Below are 19663 nucleotides of genomic sequence, written 5' to 3'. Positions count from 1 at the left end.
AAAGTGGTGATTCATAAAAGGTTCAGTTTTAAGTTTGTTGGTATAGAGACATTCGTTGCGTATGAAAATGACACGTATTTCTTTTCGTTTGAAAAAGTGTAACAAAATCGGTTCGAAATCAAAATATGGGGTGAGTGTGTGGATACGAAATTAAAAAAGGAATCTCTCATTGTATTTTCCGATATTGCTATGTTGGATGTAAAAGCATTACTGAAAATACATTCCTCTCCTTTTATTGTCATGAAAAATCACTTGGAAATCCTCGGCATCTTAGATGAAGGTTTCTTTTTGAAGCAATTGGATAGCGTTGGTCAAAATCAGGAGATCATGGTTTATCTTAATACATCGTTTGTCGTTCTGGAGAATCTAGATAAGCTAAGTGAGGAGGATAAGGGCACCTATGATTTTGTGATTCAGCATAGTGAGAACCAATATAGATGCTATCCGATCCATGAAGTCAGGGAAATGATGCTTAAAAAGAAGATGAAGAGCTTACTAAGTCTCAATGAATCATTGCATGAAGAACTGGAGGTGACAAGAAAGAAAGTAAAAGAGCTCACGCAAATCCTGCATTCCAGCTATGATGAAATTTTCGTGACGGATGCAAACGGCAACACGTTATTCGTGAGTGAAGCGTGTAAGAAGCTTACAGGGCTGCCGCCTGAGGCCTTTATTAATAAGAACATTAAAGAGTTAGTTGAAAAGGGATTGATCGTCAATTCGGTTACGTTAAAAACCATGAAAACGAAAGCGATCCATTCAGCAGAACAAACGTATCCGCATGGATTGACTGTATTCAGCACAGCGAAGCCTATTTTTGATGAGGAGGGGAACTTATATAGGATCGTTTCGAACTCCAGGGATATCACGGAATTGGTTGAGATGAAGAGTGAATTGAACAGGGTGAACCTTAGGAACCAGCGGGCCCGGCATGAAAATTCACATGCTAAGAGAACCGTTTCGTTCAATGACTTCATTACAAATTCCGATAAGATGATAAAGGTTTTGGAATTAGCTGAAAAAGTGGCCCCTATGGATTCATCGATCTTCATCCATGGTGAAACCGGAGTCGGAAAAGGGGTGTTAGCAAGGGTCATTCATGATCTTAGCAGCAGAAAGGATAAGAAATTCATTCAAGTCAATTGCGGCGCGATTCCATCCGCATTAATTGAGTCCGAGCTGTTTGGCTACGAAAGCGGTGCCTTCACGGGAGCCAATAAGCACGGGAAGCAAGGGCTTGTTGAGAGTGCTGATGGCGGAACGTTGTTTCTTGATGAAATCGGGGAAATGCCGCTCGACATTCAAGTGAAAATCCTTCATCTGGTTCAGGACAGAACATTCATGAAGGTGGGAGGAACGAAGGAGAAAAAGGTGAATATTCGCATTATCTCCGCTACGAACAAAGACTTGAAACAAATGATCAAGAATAATCAGTTTCGCGAAGATCTATATTATCGGTTGCATGTCGTTCCAATGGAAATACCTCAGCTGCGTGAACGAAAGGAAGATATCCTATTATTAACGGATTATTTTCTGAAGAAATTCAATGAAAAATACGGTCAATCGATCACTATAGATGATCATGCCAAGTTAATTCTGCAGCTGCAGGATTACCCGGGTAATGTTCGGGAATTGGAAAATATAATCGAACAAATTGTCGTGACGGCCAGGAAACCTATCGTGACGATAGAGGATCTGCCTTCCAATTTAACTTACAAAGATGCGGCACTGGTCAATTTAACTGGAATCATTCCCTTGAAAAAAGCGATAGAGGAAACGGAAAAGCAATTATTATCCCAGGCCCTTTCCACCTACAAATCGACCCGGAAAATGGCCAAAGTCCTGGAGGTCAGCCAAACGACGGTCATGCGCAAACTAGGCAAATACCAAATTATTTATCATGATGAAAAATAAATTAACCTCTTTTAAAAACTGAATATTCAAAAACTTGGTACGGATATTGCATATCTAATGATTGATTATTTTTATTTTAATAAGGGGGTCAAGAAATGGGTGAGTTCATTTTCTCTTTAAGTTATGGGGGTTCCTTAATTGTCATGGGGTGGATCACGAAGGTTTTCCTAGTAAAAATGAAAAAGAATCAAGAAGAAATAAAAGCAAAAGATCCGATTGAAAAGGTGGGGATGTAAGTGGCGTTTCTGCTTGGTATTATCGTATCCTTTTGTGTTTATGTCTCGATCGGCATCTTTTTATTCAGGAAAGTGAAAAGCTCAGAGGAGTATTATGTTTCTGGACGAAGCGGGAACACATTAATGATAACCGGTACGCTTGTTGCGTCTTTCCTAAGCACCGTATCCTTTATGGGAGAAGCGGGATTTTCCTATGAAGGGTACCCGATCCTGCTGCTGATCCTCGTTATTTTCAATGCAAGCGGCTATATATTCGGAGTGTTCCTGTTTGGCAGGTATTTAAGAAGAAGCAAATCATTGACGGTTCCTGAATTTTTTGGTAACCGCTTTCATTCTAAAAAGGTAAGACTGGCAGCTGCCATCACGACGATTCTCGGAATCTCTGCATACTTGGTTGCCGTTACTCAAGGGGCGGCCGTTTTATTGGCCGAGGTTTCGGGTGTTTCCTATCCAATGGCCCTGGTGATCATGTGGGTCGTGTATTCTTCCTTTACCATTCTTTCAGGAGCGAAGGGGGTCATGGTGAACGATACCGTGATGTTCTTTTTATTCTCGATCGCAACGTATCTGAGCTTTCCTTATATCATCAAATCCGCGGGCGGGTTTCCTGATGCCGTTACTAAAGCGGCAAACTTGGCTGAACGGCCTGATTTATTAAGCTGGCATGGCATTACCGGCCCTGCCGCAACGATGGGAACTCCATGGGAAGCATTGGCGTGGGCCGTCATCATGGGCTTGGTCTGGGGCATTGTCATTGCAGTGAGTCCATGGCAAAGCAGCCGATATTTAATGGCGAGAAATGAACATGTAGCCATCCGGGCCGGCGTCTGGGCCACCATATCCATTTTGACCGTCTATTTGTTCCTCCATATCAGCATATCGACAATCACCACCATTAAAGCGGATATCGCCCCGACGGAAAAGGTATTCATTTGGGCAGCGATGAATATTGTCCCGACATGGCTTGGAGTCATCATCGTTAGCGGCATCATGGCTGCGGCATTATCATCCTGTTCGAGCTTCCTTCAAATAATAGGAAGCAGCATTACACGGGATATCATGGAACAATCACGGAAAAAGGAATTTACAGATCATCATCTATTACGTGCCAGCCGCATTTCCATGGTTGTGATCAGCTTGATCATCTTATTGATTGGATTATTCCAGCCGCCTGCGGTCATGTGGATCGGCTACTTTGCGGCAACATTATTTGCCGCATCATGGGGACCGATTGCCATATCCAGCGTATTTTCAAAGAAGGTAACGAAAGAAGGAGCCTTTTGGAGCATCGTATTCGGCTTCTTTGGTGTGATTCTAGGAGAAAGCCTTGGCATGTTCGGAATAAGCCTTCCCGTTTACTTCAATCCTGTCATCATTGGTTTAATCTTAAGCATAGGTGCACTTATCATTGGCTCCAAATATGGAAGGATCACCATCGAAGAAAGGGAGTTCCAGGCAAATATCCTTCAAACCCCCGTTGAAATGGACGAGCAAAAAGAAATGGCCATCACCCGCAGGTACCCAACCTATTTAATGATCAGCGGCGTCATGATCATCATGGTTACACTAGTGTTTTATTATTGGCCGATCAATATGAATTGATTGATAGAATGATCCTATTGTACTGGCAGGGGAAATCCCTGCCTTTTTTTATATAAAACGAAAATAATTGACTATTGGAAATATCCTGGTTAGAATAGGGACAAGAATTGAAAGGAGCGATAAACGTGGCATTTTTACAGCTATACTGATATATACACATATTATGGAAAAAACCACTTTACATAAGGGGTTATTTGCTGTGTGTATAGGATGGATATGTTGTAGAAGTTTTGTCGTTCTACCGGATATCTATGCCGATTTTTTCCGTACACAGAGCCCTTCTGTGTACTTTTTTGTTTTGGAGGGATTTAACGTGATGATGTTACTTTTCTATTGATGCGAGATTGGGAGTTGAGCCCATATCGATTAGATGATCATTCAGCGGTGACTTTGATTAGGGGGAATGTAAATTGCATTTCTTATTATTCTTTTGATGCGGGCTTGAAATAGAAGCTCGTATCGATCCAAGCTATCGATACGAAATCACAAATTTCGGAGGTAGCGAATATGGAACAAATATGTTTTGAATTAGAAAATGTCGAAGTGGCCTATTTAGATAAAGAGGTATTGAAGATTGATCGATTGGCTGTACATCAATTTGACCGGATCGGCATCGTCGGGAAAAATGGTACAGGAAAAAGTACGTTACTGAAGTTGCTTGCTGGAGAAATTCAACCGACAAGCGGAAAAGTAAAGGGGTACGTTGATCGTGGCTATTTTGAGCAAGTTGAAGCGCCTGCTGTTGCAGAAGCTGATCCAGCGTTACTGGGAAGATTAGCAGTACCGCGAAATTCAGAGTCGCTAAGCGGAGGTGAGCAAACAAGGGTGAAGCTTGCCCAATTGTTTACCCACTATAATGAAGCGTTGCTTATCGATGAGCCGACAACCCACTTGGATCAAGACGGCCTTTCGTTTTTACTTGATGAGTTACGCTATTACTATGGTGCGCTTGTCTTGATTAGTCATGACCGGGCTGTATTGGATGAACTCGTGACGACGATTTGGGAAGTGCATGAAGGCGAGGTACATGTATATTCAGGAAATTACAGCGAGTACATGGCACAGAAGCAGTTACAACGGGAACAACAGAGGCAGGCTCATGAACAATTCGTTAAAGAAAAGAGCCGACTTGAAAAAGCGGCACAGGAAAAAATGAAAAAGGCTGAAAAAATCGCTCAAGCTGGAAGATTGTCAAAAAAAGAGGCGAATGCAAAACCGAATAAGTCGTTTATGACGAAATCGAAAGGCACAAGCCAAAAAGCTGCACAACGTGCAGCGAAGGCAATGGAGCATCGAGTGGAAAGGCTTCAGGAAGTGGAAGCTGTACAAGAGGAAAGGCCAATCGTATTTCGCCAGTCTAAGCGATTGGAATTGCATAATAAGTTCCCGATAATGGCGGACCGATTGACTCTTCAAGTGAAGGGGAACGTATTATTGGATGAGGTGAGTTTTCAGCTGCCGCTCGGTAAAAAAATAGCCATCACAGGCAGCAACGGGAGCGGTAAAAGTACGTTGCTTCACCATATTGCCAATAATGGTGCAGGATTAGCACTTTCTCCAAAAGCGAAAATTGGTTACTTCCGTCAAATGAGCTATCGATTTACAAAGGATGAAACGGTTTTGCAATTCTTGGAAAAACGCTCAGGATATGATGAAGGATTTTTAAGAAGCGTCCTGCATTCGATGCAGTTTGTCGGAACGGATATACTGAAAAGTGTTCACTCATTAAGTGGCGGCGAAGCGATTCGCCTCCAACTTTGTCAGTTGTTCTTAGGGGAATACAACATTCTGCTATTAGATGAACCGACCAACTTTTTAGATATAACGGCCATTGAAGCATTAGAACGATTTATAGCGGCCTATGAAGGGACGATCATATTTGTATCCCATGATCAGGCATTCATAAACGATGTAGGAGATCTTCAGTATAAAATTCATGCGAAGAAATTGGTTCAAGTGTAATTTTTAAGTTCATGCCAAAATAAGCCGATGAGAAAATCTCGTCGGCTTATTTGTAATCATTCACTAAACACATTAAGGATGAATCGAAACCAGTGTCCCGATTGGAACGGTCCTTGATAATGCCTCCACGTCCCTATTATGCATGCGAATACAGCCTTTTGAAACGGCTTTACCAATCGAGCTGGGGTCATTCGTTCCATGAATGCCATAGTGTTCTTTGGATAAACTCATCCACATTGTACCGAATGGGCCTCCGGGATTGGGGGCTTTATTAATGATGATGAATTGTCCTACGGGTGTACCGGACAGCATTCTTCCAACGGCGATTGGATATTGTTTTTGCAGGACTCCATCTTTTAGCAGCCTTAACTTACGATTGTTAACGGACACATCGATCTGAAATGGAATGGTATCAGGAGGGGGGAAACCAGGGATCATAATGGGCTGGCCAGGATAAATGACATTTGGATTTATTGTTGGATTGGCCTTGATGATTTCCGATAGCGGTTTCCGGTAGTCCCTGGATATCTGTGTCAGTGTTTCACCTGGTTTAACTGTATGGATCAGTCTGAACACCTCCATAGGTCATAGTTGTCATGCTTCATTCTATGTGATTTTTCAAAAGTGTTTCGGAACTGGCTGTTATCTGTTTTTAATGAAACTAATATGTTAAGTAACTAAGCCGAAAAGAAACCGAAATGAAATTTTGATAAAATAAGTTTTTATGGAGATGGATTTTTTGTTAGTTAAAGAGGGGGAATAAGGGTGGAGGAACATGTGAAAAAGGCTTTAGTAGAATGGAATGAAGAAATTAGCGATGTGTTAAATGGGATAGAAAAAGAGTATGAAGAAGTTAAGCGTGAACTTCAGGTATATTCCTATAAATTCAATATCACCAAACAGGTTGTGCAATCCACTATAAATGATGAAATTATTCGAAACATCCGCGAGGTCTATCATAAACCTTTTGAACAAAAATTGAATGAATTGAAAGAATCAATAAAAGAGCTGGAAGAAAAGAGAAAGGTTTTTCAAATGTTTGTCGATAAAATTGAAAAGGTTAGTGAAAGAGAAGAAGGAAAACCGCAAATATCAGTCATATAAGGCAGCGATGCACCATAATCGGCAGGACTCTACTGTGTTTATACAAAACTACTAAGGCAGCGAATATACCTGCTTTTTTTTGCTTTAATTTGCAAAAAAGCGGCCCCTTGTTTACCCCAACATCAACCCGGGTAGACTATCCTATAAAAGGAAATGGGGGAATTCCATGTGGAATGCGGTCTTTTGGGGAGGGGTTTCGGGTTCTGCGGTCCTGCTTGGCGCACTAGCCGCCATCTTCATTCCAATAAAGAAAAACATCATTGGCTATATCATGGCTTTTGGTACGGGTGTATTGATTGGTGCAGCGGCATATGAACTGCTTGCTGATTCGGTGAGTGATGGAGGAATCTGGGCAACGGCGATTGGATTCATCGCAGGGGCAGCCGTGTTTACTGCCTTGGATTTTCTTATTTCCAAAAAAGGTGCGGATAAAAGGAAACGGTCCAATAATAGCTCTTCAAAGGAAGCGGGCTTAGCCATTTTTATCGGGACGGTGATGGATGCCATACCGGAGTCGATCATGATTGGTGCCAGCTTAATAAGCGGTGGCTCGGTAAGCTGGCTATTGGTCATTGCCATCTTCATCAGTAATATTCCGGAGGGGCTCTCAAGTACAACTGGGCTGCTCAAAAGTGATTATTCCAAGAAAAAAATCATGCTGCTGTGGTTTTCCGTCCTGCTCATTTCGGCACTATCCTCGATGTCGGGCTATCTATTCCTCGATCATGCCCCGGACTATGTCCTGGCAGCGATGGCAGCCTTTGCAGGCGGAGGCATCATTGCGATGATCGCCTCAACGATGATGCCTGAAGCATATGAAGACGGAGGACCGATTACGGGGATATTCACCGCAGCCGGCCTGCTTATATCCTTGGTTCTGGATTCAATGTGAAAATGTCCCCTTGGAAAAGGGGGCATTTTTTTGTGGGAAGTTGATCACGGCGCATTTTATAAATCTATCATAGAAGGAAATGCGCAGGCGAAATAAGGAAATCTATCTCTAAAGAAGAATTGCTGGTGTTAAAATATCATTTCAAAACATACACTCTTCATATAGATTTAGACATTGGGGAGATGTTAGAAATGAACTTCGAGATGCAAATTGCGAATATGTTGGCTGAGAATATAAATGGCTTCATCACATTCGTCCGGGAAAATCATGAAATTGAAAACAATTGCTTTTGTTTAAATAGAGATAAATTGTATCAATTGAAACTTCTTGTTGAGGAGTTTAAGTTTCAAGTTTTGGCAGATGAACTTAAACGGATCAATCGGTTTACCTGGGATGAAAACTACACGCATTTATTAGTTGATAGATTCAGAAAAGGGATGGGCATCATTGAAGAATACGTAGAAAATAACTACAGCGATTTATTCATTTTCACCGCTAGACTTTACACATTGAATAGCCTCAGCCTAACATTTTGCAAGGAGGAAGCATCGGCAAACAGTTGTTCAATCCACCATGAATGATGGGAATGGTTAGCATCCTATCAGAAGGCAGTAAGTTTGATGTGGGAAGTAGCCCGGTACATTTGGACACAGCCCTCCGCAAATAAAAGAAGAGCACCTATTATCACATATAATAGGTGCTCTTCTTTTATTTCATTATAGGGATAGTAGTACGCTCCGAGCCCGATATTATTTGCTTGGGATCGCAGTGATATATTTTTTGACTACTTCATAAACATATTCTTGATTGGCTGCAGCCGTATTTGGGTTGTATTTACCACCATTCACTTTATTATTGGATAGCACTCGTATACCTAAGAAGGGAACATCGTAAGCTTTGGCGATTTGTGCTGCTGAAGCTCCTTCCATTTCTTCAACGGATGTACCGTATTTCGTATGGAACCACTTAATCCGATCCACTTCATTATTCCAAACGTCAGCAGAACCGATAGTACCTTCGACAACCTTACCTTTTGTATAAGTATCTTTAACCGCATGAGCAGCCGCGAGTAAATCCTTATCTCCCTCGTAGAAGCGCGGTTTTTCAGCATTAGGATCTTCCCCTGCACTTCCTTCGGAAGCCATTAGGTCCATGGGTTTCCAAATGGTTGGATCAATTCCTTGGTTTTCAGTTTTATCTGCTGTTTTTAATGAACCTAGGTTTACCGTTCTTTTTCCTAAAACAATATCAAAAACGTTTAAGCTTGGATCATGTCCTCCTGATGTACCTTGATTGATGATGGCAACAGGGTTATATCTTTCAATGGCCACTGCTGTAGCGGCAGCTGTGTTTTCCATCCCTTTACCTGTTTTTGCAACGATTACAGGGTAATTGTCTAAAGTTCCAATGTAAAATACAAAATCTCCTGATTTTTCTTCTTTAACATCCTCTAACTTTTCTGCGAAATTTTCAGCTTCGATTGGCATTGGACCTTGAACCAAAATAGGTCTTTGTGTCTTTTTTTCTACCGTTTCATTTTTGGAAGATGAACTGCATGCTGCAATCATCGACACGAAAAGTAAAGAAATGATACCTAATATAGTGTACTTTTTTACCATGTTTTTTCTCATATAATTTCTCCTTCATTCAAATTATCCGATTTGTTTCATACACTCATGGTTTTGGTCTAAAGAAAAAGGTCCAGAACGGCAGAATGATCACTGCCTTCTAGACCTACGAAGTCAAAGTATGGATAGTAAGCAAAAAATGAAGCGAATGCTTAATCATTAGCTGCTCAAAAAAGAGAGCGGCCGAATACTTTAACTCGTAGTCTAGTTCTTTCACTGGGAACCAGGTAGAAACGCTCAGACCATATTTCCGAGCATATACGAGTAATAACGATTATTACTTTGCTAATATAACAAACAAATGGTAGATAATCAATGGAAAAGTGAACATTAAAATAAAATTATAATTTAATGTTCGTATTTAAAAGGGGGATGGTTCGTTAAAATCGTTGATTTCACTCCAGGCGCTCGCCTGCGGGGTCTCCCTTGGGCACGCTTTTCCCGCAGGAGTCTCGTAGCTTTTTTAAAATTTTATGAAATCCTCATGGGATGGAAGAAATTTGCGAAACTCCTGCCGGACAATTGACTAGCCGAGATGAGGCTTGGCAGACAGTCGGCGGAAAGGGAGCGGATTTCTGAAATGGAACGTTTTTGCGAAAAAAAACGGTAGGAAAACCCGTTTTCTTCGAATTTGTCTACAGTCTGAAACAGATAGATTTATATGCATAATTATGATAGAAGAGTAGGTGGAAGGGCTGCACCCATTTAGTAATTCGCCCATAAAAAGATGGAAAAAACGATCAATAAGTAAAAAAATTTTAGTACTGCTTTCCGCTTTGATCGAGCATTCAGCCATATCAAAACAATGCCTGCCAATACGCCGATCGAAATAAGTGCAGTGCCAACCGTTTTCATCCATGTCATTTCGAAAATTGGTTCGAGCAACATGAGTACCCAACTGAGTGCCACTAGACCACCTGTAAAGATAAAACGCTTACTCGTAAAATCAGTCTTCACTTCATTTCGTTCTACTACTGACATCTTTTTATACTCCCGCCACATCATGAAGGACGGAATCCCTAACATTAAAACTAATCGTACGATTGCATCTATGTTCATTGAGTCCTCCAGAAATGGCTACATAGATTCCATATACGTTTATTCCCGGTAAAAGTTTCAACGGCATCCTGCATAAATGACGAAATACCCCTTCAGATCCAATTGTCTAAGGGGTATTTTCATGTTCAAGCATTGAATAGGTTTTGTCAGGGGTTATCATGATGGACAGTTATGACGACATTTCCCTTTTTATGTCCTAGTTCAACATATCTATGAGCCTCGGAAATCTGTTCCAACGGATAGCGTTTATCGATGACCGATTTTATTGTTCCAGTTTCGATAAGCTCCTTGAGGAGCAACAAATCTTCCGTAAGTACCTTTGCTATTCCTTGGCCTTCAACGGACACATATCGCCCGTTCGGGGTCATTGCTTTCCTGCAATTGGCTTTCGAGCTTTTCCCGACTGCATCAAAGATGATATCATATCGCTCTTGTCTTTCCGTGAAATCCTCTTCCGTATAATCAATTACCTTATCGGCTCCCACTGATGTCACCAATTCAAAATTAGCGGCACTGCATACTCCGGTAACTTCTGTTCCAAAGTATTTGGCAAGCTGTACGGCTGAAGTACCTACCGAGCCGGATGCCCCGTAGATGAGGACTTTTTGTCCGTCCTGGATATGGGCTTTTCTGAAAAAATGCAGGGCTGTCGTTCCCCCAAACGAAACGGCGGCGGCTTCCTCGTAGGTCATATTGGCAGGCTTCATTGCGATTGGCCCGTCTTCAGGTAAACATGTATATTCGGCATGGGCCCCGAAGTTCATTCCAGTCATGGCAAAAACCTGGTCGCCTTTTTTGAATTTTTTCACATGCCTGCCCGTTTCCTCTATTTCCCCGGACAGCTCCACCCCGAGTATCGATTTTCGCGGTTTTCTAAGACCCAGGAAGATTCGCATCGGCAGCCATAATAAGAAGGGACTCTTGAAGCTCCGGACTCTTATGTCCCCTGAAGCCACTGTTGCCGCATGGACCTTTACCAGAATTTCGTTGTCCTTGGGCGTTGGTTTTGCTATCTCTTTGAGTTCCAGTACATCGGGTGAACCGTATTTTGTGCATACCATTGCTTTCATCGCGAGTCTCCTTAGTTTTCGATACAATCTTTTAATACTATGATTGAAGCTGTAATATAAAACTATATGTAAGCGAAATGGAAGAAACTTTTGAATGAATGCTTAAAAGCAGCAGGAATCCGTTCCTTTCGGAAATGGCGCGAAGGGCTTATAGCCTTGCTGGTACACGATTTGTCCGGCAGCAGTCAGGCCCAAGTTTCTTGGTGGGCGGTTGAAACCTTATGATTAGATCGACAAGGGGCAATCTATAAGTTAAAAAGGAGATAAAAGAATGGCCATTAACGAAAGACCAAGAAGAATTATTTTAGATTTAGCCGTTACTTTAGATGGATTTATTGAAGGGCCGAAAGGAGAAGTGGACTGGTGCATTATGGACTCTGAAATGGGGTTCTTTGATTTCTTAAATGATATCGATACTATTTTATATGGGAGAAAAAGCTATGATTTATGGGGACAATATACTCCAAAAAATGAGGTATCGGATACTGAAAAAGAAATGTGGGGATTAGTTCATGGCAAAGAAAAATTTGTGTTTTCTAAAACGAAAAAAGGGACCGATATTAAAGTAACATTCATAAATGATCATATTGTTGAAGAAGTAAATGCATTAAAGAATAAGCCTGGTAAAGACATCTGGCTTTATGGCGGGGCAAGTCTTATTACATCTTTTATAAGATTTGGGCTGGTTGATGAATTCAGGTTATCTGTTCACCCTGTTATTTTAGGGGAAGGAAAACCTTTGTTTATTGGCATAAAGGAGAGAGTGAATCTAAAGCTGGTTGATACAAAAAGGTTTTCCTCTGGCGTTGTTCAGCTTTGCTATCACCTTAATGAAAGATAAGCATGATGACAGGCTTAATCCAAGGGACACGCTTATCCCGCAGGATTCCCGTACCTTCCCCAAGCAATTTTGTATTAAAATTCAGATAGAACCCCTCATGCCGGCAAACTGACTCCATTTATTTTAAGAGGGGGTTTATAAACCATCTTCTTTCTAAAGCTACAGCAATAAAATTATATTGTAAGAGGAGAAAAGCACACATTTGCTATCTGTTATTGAGTTCGTAATAGAATGTAATATACCCTGCTCAATATGAAAATAAAAAAACGCTGTTCTTCCTGTATCTGCGTAGGAAGTAGCAGCGTTTTTTATTTTTTAGTTAAACGGGCTCCTTTAATGGTATTCATTACCGATAACTAAATTTCCAAATTAACTCCCTCATTCAGCATCTTCAATAATTCTTTCAGAGCGAAGGAATGGTAGGCGTCTTTTTTTGTGATGATCCCTAGTTTCCAGTTGAGGTTGGAGTTTTGTAACGGGATGATTTTAACATTTTCATTGGTTCGCTTATGATAAATCGATTTGGGCAGAAGGGTGATGCCCAGTTTGGATGAGACGAGTTCGATGATCAGGTCCCATTGTGAGCTTTGGTATGAGATGTCAGGGGTGAATCCGTCTTTTTCACATGCCTGGATAATGTAATCATGTAAAGTGAAGTCTTCTGAAAAAAGGATGAATTTCTCGTCCTTCAATTCAGCTAATGTGACGGCTGAATGGCGGGCAAGCCTGTGCTCTTCATGAAGGAATAAAACGAATTCGTCTTCAATGAAGGAATAGATATTGAATTTTGTTTCACTGGCAGGCAATACGACGATGCCGAGGTCGATTTCTCCTTCTTCGACAAGCTTGCCGATCAGCTTTGCACCTTCTTCGACTAACTCGAGGGAAACCTTTGGATAACGTTCTTGAAAGCTGCGGGCAATTTCCGGGAAAAACAGGGTGCCAATCAGCGGCGGGATGCCAATTTTCACAACGCCTGTTGTCATGTCCCTGAGGTCATCCAAGAGTACGTTCAATTCGGATAATGCCGCGAAGGCTTTTTGGCCTTGCTGGTACACGATTTGTCCGGCATCCGTCAGGCGCAGATGTCTCGTTGAGCGGTCGAAGAGTTCTACACTCAGTTCTTCTTCGAGCTTTTTGACGGCTTTACTTAAGGAAGGCTGTGTTAAATAAGAATGGGCGGCGGCATTCGTAAAACTTTTATGTAAGGCCACTTCCATGAATGATTTTAAATCCCGTAATTCCATATTTGTCTCCTGTTTATTCGTAATTAGAATAAAATTTATTCTTTTTATTCATTTTACTTATAAATTAGGTAGATGTAAACTATATGAGGATTAAAAAGCAAGTATATTTAACCCTATTTTAATAAAATATTCTTTACTGTAGAAGTATAAGGAGAAAGGCATCTTATGAGCTGTTTCTAAGATATTTTATGTTAATGAATATATTTCCAACAGATCAAGCTGCTTATTCACCTTTCTTGGAATGCGGACAAGGTATGTTTATTAAGTTTTTTTAAGATATCAAAAAAGAAGGTGTTCGGATATCCGCTTTCATGTTCTTTTTTAATGGCGTTTTTAGGGTTCATGCTTCAGGGCACGGTTTTTGAAACCTGCAGCATAAGGGATTTACACAATCAAGGGGGAAGCATGATGGAAAGCAAAACTATTTACATCACCATGGAAAGAGGTGATTTCCAGTGTTAAGTATAATTGTAGGCTTAGTATTGCTGATGGCTTTGGCTTATTTGGGATGGTCCATCATTTGGGTGGCCCCGCTGGTGGCTGGAGTTGTAGCATTGATGAGCGGCTTGGATGTATTTGACACGTATACCGGGACGTATATGACCGGATTGGTCGGATTCGTTCAGAAGTGGTTCCCAATCTTCCTGCTGGGAGCGATTTTCGGAAAGCTGATGGAAGAAACAGGTGCAGCGAAATCCGTTGCCAAGAAGGTAACACAGATCATTGGTAAAAAGAGGGCGATTCTTGGCGTACTGATCGCTTCCGCTTTATTGACATATGGCGGAGTCAGTTTATTTGTGGTCGTGTTTGCCGTTTATCCCATCGCGCTTGCGTTATTTAAAGAAGCAAACGTTACGAGAAGGCTTCTTGTTCCTACCTTTGCGCTTGGGGCATTCACGTTCACGATGACGGCAATACCGGGTACACCGCAAATCCAAAACCTGATACCGATGGAGTATTTTCATACGACACCTACTTCAGGCATGATCATCGGGATCGTCACTTCATTGATCATGGCAGTGGGCGGGTATTTCTGGTTATCCTATAGAGAAAGATCTCTTTCTGCTAAAGGAGAAGGATTCATCGAATCGGATGATGTGGTTAACGGTTCTGAGCAAGATGAAAAAGTACCGAATTGGTTATTGTCTTTAGTTCCGCTTCTTATTGTTGTGCTATTGCTTAACGTTGTGAAATTAGAACCAATTTATGCTTTATTATTAGGCGTTCTGAGCATTATGGTCATCAATATCAAGGATTACAAAAAGTTCATTTTCTCTGTCAATGAGGGAGCGAAAGGCTCAGTGATGGCCATCCTGAATACAAGTGCCGCTGTTGGATTCGGTGCGGTCATTGCGGTTATACCTGCATTTGATAACATCACTTCCTGGCTGCTAAATATCTCGAGCAATCCGCTCGTTGCGGAATCCCTTGCCGTACAAATCATGGCGATCATCACTGGTTCCGCTTCAGGCGGTATGGGTATTGCACTTAATGCACTTGGCGATACTTTTTACAGCTTGTCTCAATCGACGGGAATCAGCCCGGATGTATTCCACAGAATGGCGGCAGTCGCTTCAGGTGCATCCATTTTCCCTAATAATGGTGCGCTATTAACACTTTTGGCGGTTACAGGATTGACTCATAAAGAAACATATAAAGATGTTTTCATGGTAGCATTTATCATCCCGACCATCGCCATGATCGTTGGCATTATAATGGGTGCCATCGGTATCGTTTAATAAATATACTCTAGGAGGAATTCATAATGGTTGAAAATAAAGTCGTAATTATTACAGGTTCTGCTCGCGGTATTGGATTTGAAATTGGTAAGCACTTCGCTGAAAGTGGAGCCAAAGTGGTTCTTTCCGACATTAATGAAGAATCGGTAAAAGAAGCTGCGGAATCATTGAAAAAACTTGGTTTCGAGTCAATTGGAATCAAAGCCGATGTAACAAAAGAGGAAGATATCGTAAATATGGTGAAGGAAGCTAAAGAAACGTACGGTTCGGTTGACATTGTGATTAACAACGCCGGGCTGCAGCATGTATCGCCAATCGAAGATTTCCCAACGGATAAATACGAATTGATGATAAAAATCATGTTGACAGCGCCGTTCATTCTAACTAAAACCGTGTTCCCGATCATGAAAGAGCAAGGTTTCGGCCGCATCATTAATGTCTCTTCCATTAACGGTGTGATCGGATTCGCAGGTAAAGCGGCTTACAACAGCGCGAAACATGGTGTTATCGGCCTAACGAAAGTTGCTGCTTTGGAAGGGGCGGAACACGGTATTACGGTTAATGCTTTATGCCCTGGATATGTCGATACTCCACTTGTTCGCGGACAAATGGCAGACTTGGCTAAAACACGTAATGTTCCGATTGAGGATGTATTGGCAGAAGTCCTTCTTCCATTAGTGCCTCAAAAACGTTTATTGAATGTTAGTGAAATTGCTGATTATGCCTTGTTCTTGGCAAGCGATAAAGCGAAAAGCGTAACAGGCCAAGCTGTTGTCATTGACGGTGGCTATACAGCTCAATAATAAATATTTATAAGTAAAATAAAGGTGAACCCTTCTGACAAATTTTCATTTGGCAGAGAGGTTCACTTTTGGCGTATATTTGACTGGTTTGGGGAAAATTTTCAAACTTGGAATAAATGTTTAAGGGGGGACTTCCATGGACTTAATGATTATATTGCTGGCGCTGGGGCTATTGATGTTTGCAGCCTACCGCGGTTATTCTGTCATCTTATTCGCACCCATCTTTGCACTTTTACCGGTCTTCTTCATAGACCCGGGTAATGTTTTGCCATTCTATTCCGGCGTATTCATGGAAAAGATGGTCATTTTCATAAAAAACTATTTTCCCGTCTTTTTATTAGGTGCCATTTTCGGGAAAATCATCGAAATGTCGGGCATAGCCGAATCCATTGCGAGGACGATCGTCCGCTTGATCGGTGCCAAACAGGCCATGCTGACGATTGTCCTTTTGGGTGCGATTTTAACCTATAGCGGCGTGAGTTTATTTGTTGCGGTTTTCGCCATTTATCCTTTTGCCGTTCAATTGTTCAAGCAGGCAGACATACCTAAAAGGCTTATGCCTGCCACCATCGCACTAGGGGCATTCACGTTCACGATGGATGCTTTGCCGGGAACTCCGCAAATTCAAAATGTCATTCCTACGTCCTTCTTTGGCACTGACATTTATGCGGCTCCGATCCTTGGAATCATAGGGGCCATTTTTGTCTTATCGGTCGGTTTGTCCTACTTGGAAAGCAGAAAGAGGCGAGCCAAAAAAGCGGGGGAAGGATATTATGGGCTTGCAGAGGAAAATGCCGCTGATCCCGAACAGGATAAAGGGGAGCCGGTACCTGATTTACATTCAAACCAATCTGTACTGCGGCAGATTATAGCTTTCGTTCCGCTTGGGTTGGTTGCCATCATGAATAATTATCTGTCTAAAGCCATACCGAAATGGTATCCTAATGGATTTGATTTTTCTGCAATAGGGTTAGAGGATTATTCAGTTGATGTAGCGGCCAATGCTGCAATCTGGTCGGTGGAAATTGCACTGATCGTCGGGATCATCACAGCCCTTGCCTATGATTGGAAACGAGTGACGAAAAACATGAAAGAGGGACTGAACAACAGTATTGGCGGCTCACTGCTTGCTGTCATGAACACCGGTTCGGAATATGGTTTCGGCGGAGTGATCGCTGCCCTTCCAGGGTTTGTTAAAATCAGTGATGGAATTTCCGGTGTGTTCTCGAATCCGCTTGTCAACGGTGCTATCACCACTAGCGCACTGGCAGGCATAACAGGGTCGGCATCCGGGGGAATGGGAATTGCATTAAGCGCAATGGCCGATAAATACAATCAGGCAATCGCGGCTGCCAATATCTCACACGAAGTGATGCACCGTGTTGTCGCCATGGCATCAGGAGGTATGGATACACTTCCTCATAACGGAGCCGTCATCACCCTGCTTGCGGTAACGGGATTAACGCATAGACAATCATATGGCAGCATATTCATGATCACCGTCATTAAATCATTGGCTGTCTTTGTCATCATTGCCCTCTATACTTGGTTTGGCATCATTTAAAATGATGAATGCACAAATAAAACCCTTAATCAGGCTATTGAGGTACCAATACTTAATGTATAGGTACCTTTTTTTATATGCATTGCAACATATAATTTATCAAATGCAATATATATGTTGCAAAATGTTAAATAAATCATAATAAGGGTAAGCGATGGAATTAATGGAGGTCGATAGATGATGAATTTATTTAGACGAACGAAAAAGATCACGGATGAGCGGATTGAGAATGTAAGAAATAAAATTTATAAAGAAATGTATTACGTCGTCCTGGCCATTTGCCTGGTGAGTGCACTTTTCAAACTATATAAATATGGTGCAGGCAGCGATGAGTTATATCTGGAATTCGTGATCATTATTGCAGGAGGCATGTATTACTTAGCCCGTTCCATTTTTTTAGGTGTCTTCTGGGATGAAGTGGAAATGCATGACCGAACCAGCAAAACACCGATGAGCAGGAAGACCATTCTTGGTACGGTTGCTTTGGCACTCATCATCGCTATATTCATGGGGGTGAATAGTGCTGTATCCTATGCCGATAGCAGTTCCCAGGGCGTATGGTATTTTGTATTGGTATCGTTTGTATCCGTTATGATCTATTTGCCGATATTACTTCTGTTTTTTGGTGGTATTTACTTGCTCGCGAAGAAAATCGGCATGAAAAATAGCTAAGATAATAAGAAATAGTAGGTGCCTTCCCTTGAAAAATATAAAACTGAAGCTTGCGAGAGTAGAAAAGGACTTGTCTCAAGATGAACTGGCCAAGATTGTCGGCGTATCCAGGCAAACGATAGGATTGATTGAATCCGGAAAATATAATCCCTCATTAAGTCTGTGTGTCGGTATTTGTAAAGCCTTATCCCGTACATTGGATGATTTGTTTTGGGAAGAAGACTAATTAGGGTATCCATTGACTTGGATATCTTTTTTTCAGGAATTTATCATCAAAAAATAGGGGAAGGTATAGCATGTAAGCAAAAATCTAACATTCGAGAGGGATGGTTTGATGGATCGTACGATTGGCTACTTACGTGAGATATTGTCTAACTATACGGACCAATATCCTGAAGCGCAGGAAATTTACAATAAAATCAAAAGCGGACATTTTCATTCTGAAGAAGAACTCGTCAATAAGCTATCCGGTAAAGAAGCTAGTCTCCTTAACCATATTCTTCCTCAGGAAATTAAGCATGCGAAGGAAGCTAGTGATACGGAACGGGTCACACAATTATCTGAGGTATATGAATTGATTCTTATATGATAAAACCTTGTCCATGATGTTCATGGACAAGGTTTTATTGGTTTTTTTATTCCATTTCACTAAGGGAATCCATATGACTGGCTATCATGGCGATGATCGTACTTGCTTCTTCCTTGCTGAAAATGAAATTCGTTTCATCCTTTATCAGGTCATCATCCGCTGTTCGAATCCGATTGATCCGTTTCAGCACACCATCGCCTGTTTCCTGCACGATACCGAATTGATAGGTGACCTCGACTTCATCATCCTGGATATAGGCCGTCACTTCAGGCGTTTCCCAATCTACATCGATTTCGTATATATCGGAAACTTCGCCGTCTGGATCATCCAAATCATCTTCGTAATCGGTATCATCCTCTTCCAAATAGTTATGGAAGCTCTCATGGACAGCATCGACGATATCTTCAATGTCTGAAAGGATGACCTTGCTGATCTGTCCTAGGTCAGGCTCGAACGATTCCATATAAAATTCTTCATTATACGGATCAAAAAACAGCGTAGAAAAATAATCCCTCTCATTATCATCCAGCTCTGTATAAAACTCGATGCGTGGATGCTTGGACCCGCGCTCCACGATCATACTGCCATTGCGGTCGTATTTCTCACAAATTGATTTAAGATGATCCTGCAATTCCCCGCTTACTCTGTCAAACCATTCTAATGACATCGACATCCACTTCCTTTCGTGATTATTATTTCCCAGAAAGGGTGAACATGACGTGCCATTTAAAGCCAAATGCT

General features: G+C 41.6%; 20 protein-coding genes and 1 riboswitch. Of the genes, 14 read left to right on the top strand and 6 right to left on the bottom strand.

Annotation, left to right across the window (positions count from 1 at the left end; all coding sequences use genetic code 11):
* The first annotated feature begins 138 nt into the window (after positions 1–138).
* From IOC57_RS11825 to IOC57_RS11810, 4 genes are all read left to right on the top strand, one after another.
* A complete protein-coding gene (locus IOC57_RS11825) occupies positions 139–1914 on the top strand; it encodes a sigma-54 interaction domain-containing protein (protein ID WP_207438907.1) in 1776 nt (591 codons plus the stop codon).
* A gap of 95 nt (positions 1915–2009) precedes the next feature.
* On the top strand, positions 2010–2150 hold the full coding sequence (locus tag IOC57_RS11820; protein ID WP_207438906.1) for a hypothetical protein: 141 nt from the start codon (positions 2010–2012) through the stop codon (positions 2148–2150).
* Positions 2151–3752 carry a sodium:solute symporter family protein gene (locus IOC57_RS11815; protein ID WP_207438905.1) on the top strand — a complete coding sequence of 534 codons (1602 nt, stop codon included), beginning with the start codon at positions 2151–2153 and terminating at the stop codon, positions 3750–3752.
* Between the two features lie 507 nt (positions 3753–4259).
* Positions 4260–5714 carry an Msr family ABC-F type ribosomal protection protein gene (locus tag IOC57_RS11810; RefSeq protein WP_207438904.1) on the top strand — a complete coding sequence of 485 codons (1455 nt, stop codon included), beginning with the start codon at positions 4260–4262 and terminating at the stop codon, positions 5712–5714.
* A gap of 72 nt (positions 5715–5786) precedes the next feature.
* On the opposite strand, the gene IOC57_RS11805 is transcribed toward IOC57_RS11810, so the two are convergent.
* The gene (locus IOC57_RS11805) at positions 5787–6281 is read right to left on the bottom strand and encodes a L,D-transpeptidase family protein (protein ID WP_207438970.1); all 495 of its coding nucleotides are present in this window, start codon (positions 6279–6281) and stop codon (positions 5787–5789) included.
* A 198-nt stretch (positions 6282–6479) separates the two neighbouring features.
* Here IOC57_RS11805 and IOC57_RS11800 point away from each other — a divergent pair, with 198 nt between their 5' ends.
* From IOC57_RS11800 to IOC57_RS11790, 3 genes are all read left to right on the top strand, one after another.
* A complete protein-coding gene (locus tag IOC57_RS11800) occupies positions 6480–6818 on the top strand; it encodes a hypothetical protein (protein ID WP_207438903.1) in 339 nt (112 codons plus the stop codon).
* A gap of 166 nt (positions 6819–6984) precedes the next feature.
* Positions 6985–7710 carry a ZIP family metal transporter gene (locus tag IOC57_RS11795; protein ID WP_207438902.1) on the top strand — a complete coding sequence of 242 codons (726 nt, stop codon included), beginning with the start codon at positions 6985–6987 and terminating at the stop codon, positions 7708–7710.
* A gap of 191 nt (positions 7711–7901) precedes the next feature.
* On the top strand, positions 7902–8291 hold the full coding sequence (locus IOC57_RS11790) for a hypothetical protein (protein WP_207438901.1): 390 nt from the start codon (positions 7902–7904) through the stop codon (positions 8289–8291).
* A gap of 168 nt (positions 8292–8459) precedes the next feature.
* Here the strand turns inward: IOC57_RS11790 and IOC57_RS11785 are convergent, their stop codons facing one another.
* The 3 genes from IOC57_RS11785 to IOC57_RS11775 form a co-directional block, all read right to left on the bottom strand.
* Complete coding sequence (locus tag IOC57_RS11785) at positions 8460–9341, bottom strand: 5'-methylthioadenosine/S-adenosylhomocysteine nucleosidase (protein WP_207438900.1); 882 nt, start codon at positions 9339–9341, stop codon at positions 8460–8462.
* Between the two features lie 177 nt (positions 9342–9518).
* A riboswitch (purine riboswitch) is annotated at positions 9519–9622 on the bottom strand.
* Positions 9623–10043: 421 nt separating this feature from the next.
* On the bottom strand, positions 10044–10397 hold the full coding sequence (locus tag IOC57_RS11780; RefSeq protein WP_207438899.1) for a hypothetical protein: 354 nt from the start codon (positions 10395–10397) through the stop codon (positions 10044–10046).
* Between the two features lie 146 nt (positions 10398–10543).
* The gene (locus IOC57_RS11775) at positions 10544–11467 is read right to left on the bottom strand and encodes an NAD(P)-dependent alcohol dehydrogenase (RefSeq protein WP_207438898.1); all 924 of its coding nucleotides are present in this window, start codon (positions 11465–11467) and stop codon (positions 10544–10546) included.
* A 271-nt stretch (positions 11468–11738) separates the two neighbouring features.
* Between IOC57_RS11775 and IOC57_RS11770 the strand changes: the two genes are divergently transcribed.
* Positions 11739–12308 (top strand): dihydrofolate reductase family protein, encoded by a 570-nt coding sequence (locus IOC57_RS11770; protein WP_207438897.1) that lies wholly within the window; start codon positions 11739–11741, stop codon positions 12306–12308.
* Between the two features lie 356 nt (positions 12309–12664).
* On the opposite strand, the gene IOC57_RS11765 is transcribed toward IOC57_RS11770, so the two are convergent.
* Positions 12665–13555, bottom strand: coding sequence for a LysR family transcriptional regulator (locus IOC57_RS11765; RefSeq protein WP_207438896.1), 891 nt, complete (start codon positions 13553–13555; stop codon positions 12665–12667).
* A 455-nt stretch (positions 13556–14010) separates the two neighbouring features.
* Here IOC57_RS11765 and IOC57_RS11760 point away from each other — a divergent pair, with 455 nt between their 5' ends.
* The 6 genes from IOC57_RS11760 (at position 14011) to IOC57_RS11735 (ending at position 18922) form a co-directional block, all read left to right on the top strand.
* A complete protein-coding gene (locus IOC57_RS11760) occupies positions 14011–15294 on the top strand; it encodes a GntP family permease (RefSeq protein WP_207438895.1) in 1284 nt (427 codons plus the stop codon).
* 26 nt (positions 15295–15320) lie between these two features.
* Entirely contained in the window at positions 15321–16097 is a 777-nt protein-coding gene (locus IOC57_RS11755; protein WP_207438894.1) for a 3-hydroxybutyrate dehydrogenase, read from the top strand.
* 136 nt (positions 16098–16233) lie between these two features.
* Positions 16234–17661 (top strand): GntP family permease, encoded by a 1428-nt coding sequence (locus IOC57_RS11750; RefSeq protein WP_207438893.1) that lies wholly within the window; start codon positions 16234–16236, stop codon positions 17659–17661.
* A 177-nt stretch (positions 17662–17838) separates the two neighbouring features.
* Entirely contained in the window at positions 17839–18333 is a 495-nt protein-coding gene (locus IOC57_RS11745; protein WP_207438892.1) for a DUF6773 family protein, read from the top strand.
* Between the two features lie 28 nt (positions 18334–18361).
* On the top strand, positions 18362–18559 hold the full coding sequence (locus tag IOC57_RS11740) for a helix-turn-helix transcriptional regulator (protein WP_063235187.1): 198 nt from the start codon (positions 18362–18364) through the stop codon (positions 18557–18559).
* Between the two features lie 108 nt (positions 18560–18667).
* Positions 18668–18922 (top strand): sigma-G-dependent sporulation-specific acid-soluble spore protein CsgA, encoded by a 255-nt coding sequence (locus tag IOC57_RS11735; protein WP_207438891.1) that lies wholly within the window; start codon positions 18668–18670, stop codon positions 18920–18922.
* Between the two features lie 46 nt (positions 18923–18968).
* Here IOC57_RS11735 and IOC57_RS11730 read toward each other — a convergent pair whose 3' ends face one another.
* A complete protein-coding gene (locus tag IOC57_RS11730) occupies positions 18969–19589 on the bottom strand; it encodes a hypothetical protein (protein ID WP_207438890.1) in 621 nt (206 codons plus the stop codon).
* Positions 19590–19663 lie beyond the last annotated feature (74 nt).

Origin of the sequence: Bacillus sp. SD075, from assembly GCF_017355165.1 — a bacterium.
GTDB lineage: Bacteria > Bacillota > Bacilli > Bacillales > DSM-1321 > Peribacillus.
The sequence above is the reverse complement of the archived record's forward strand: the minus strand, read 5'-3'. Positions and strand labels throughout refer to the sequence as shown.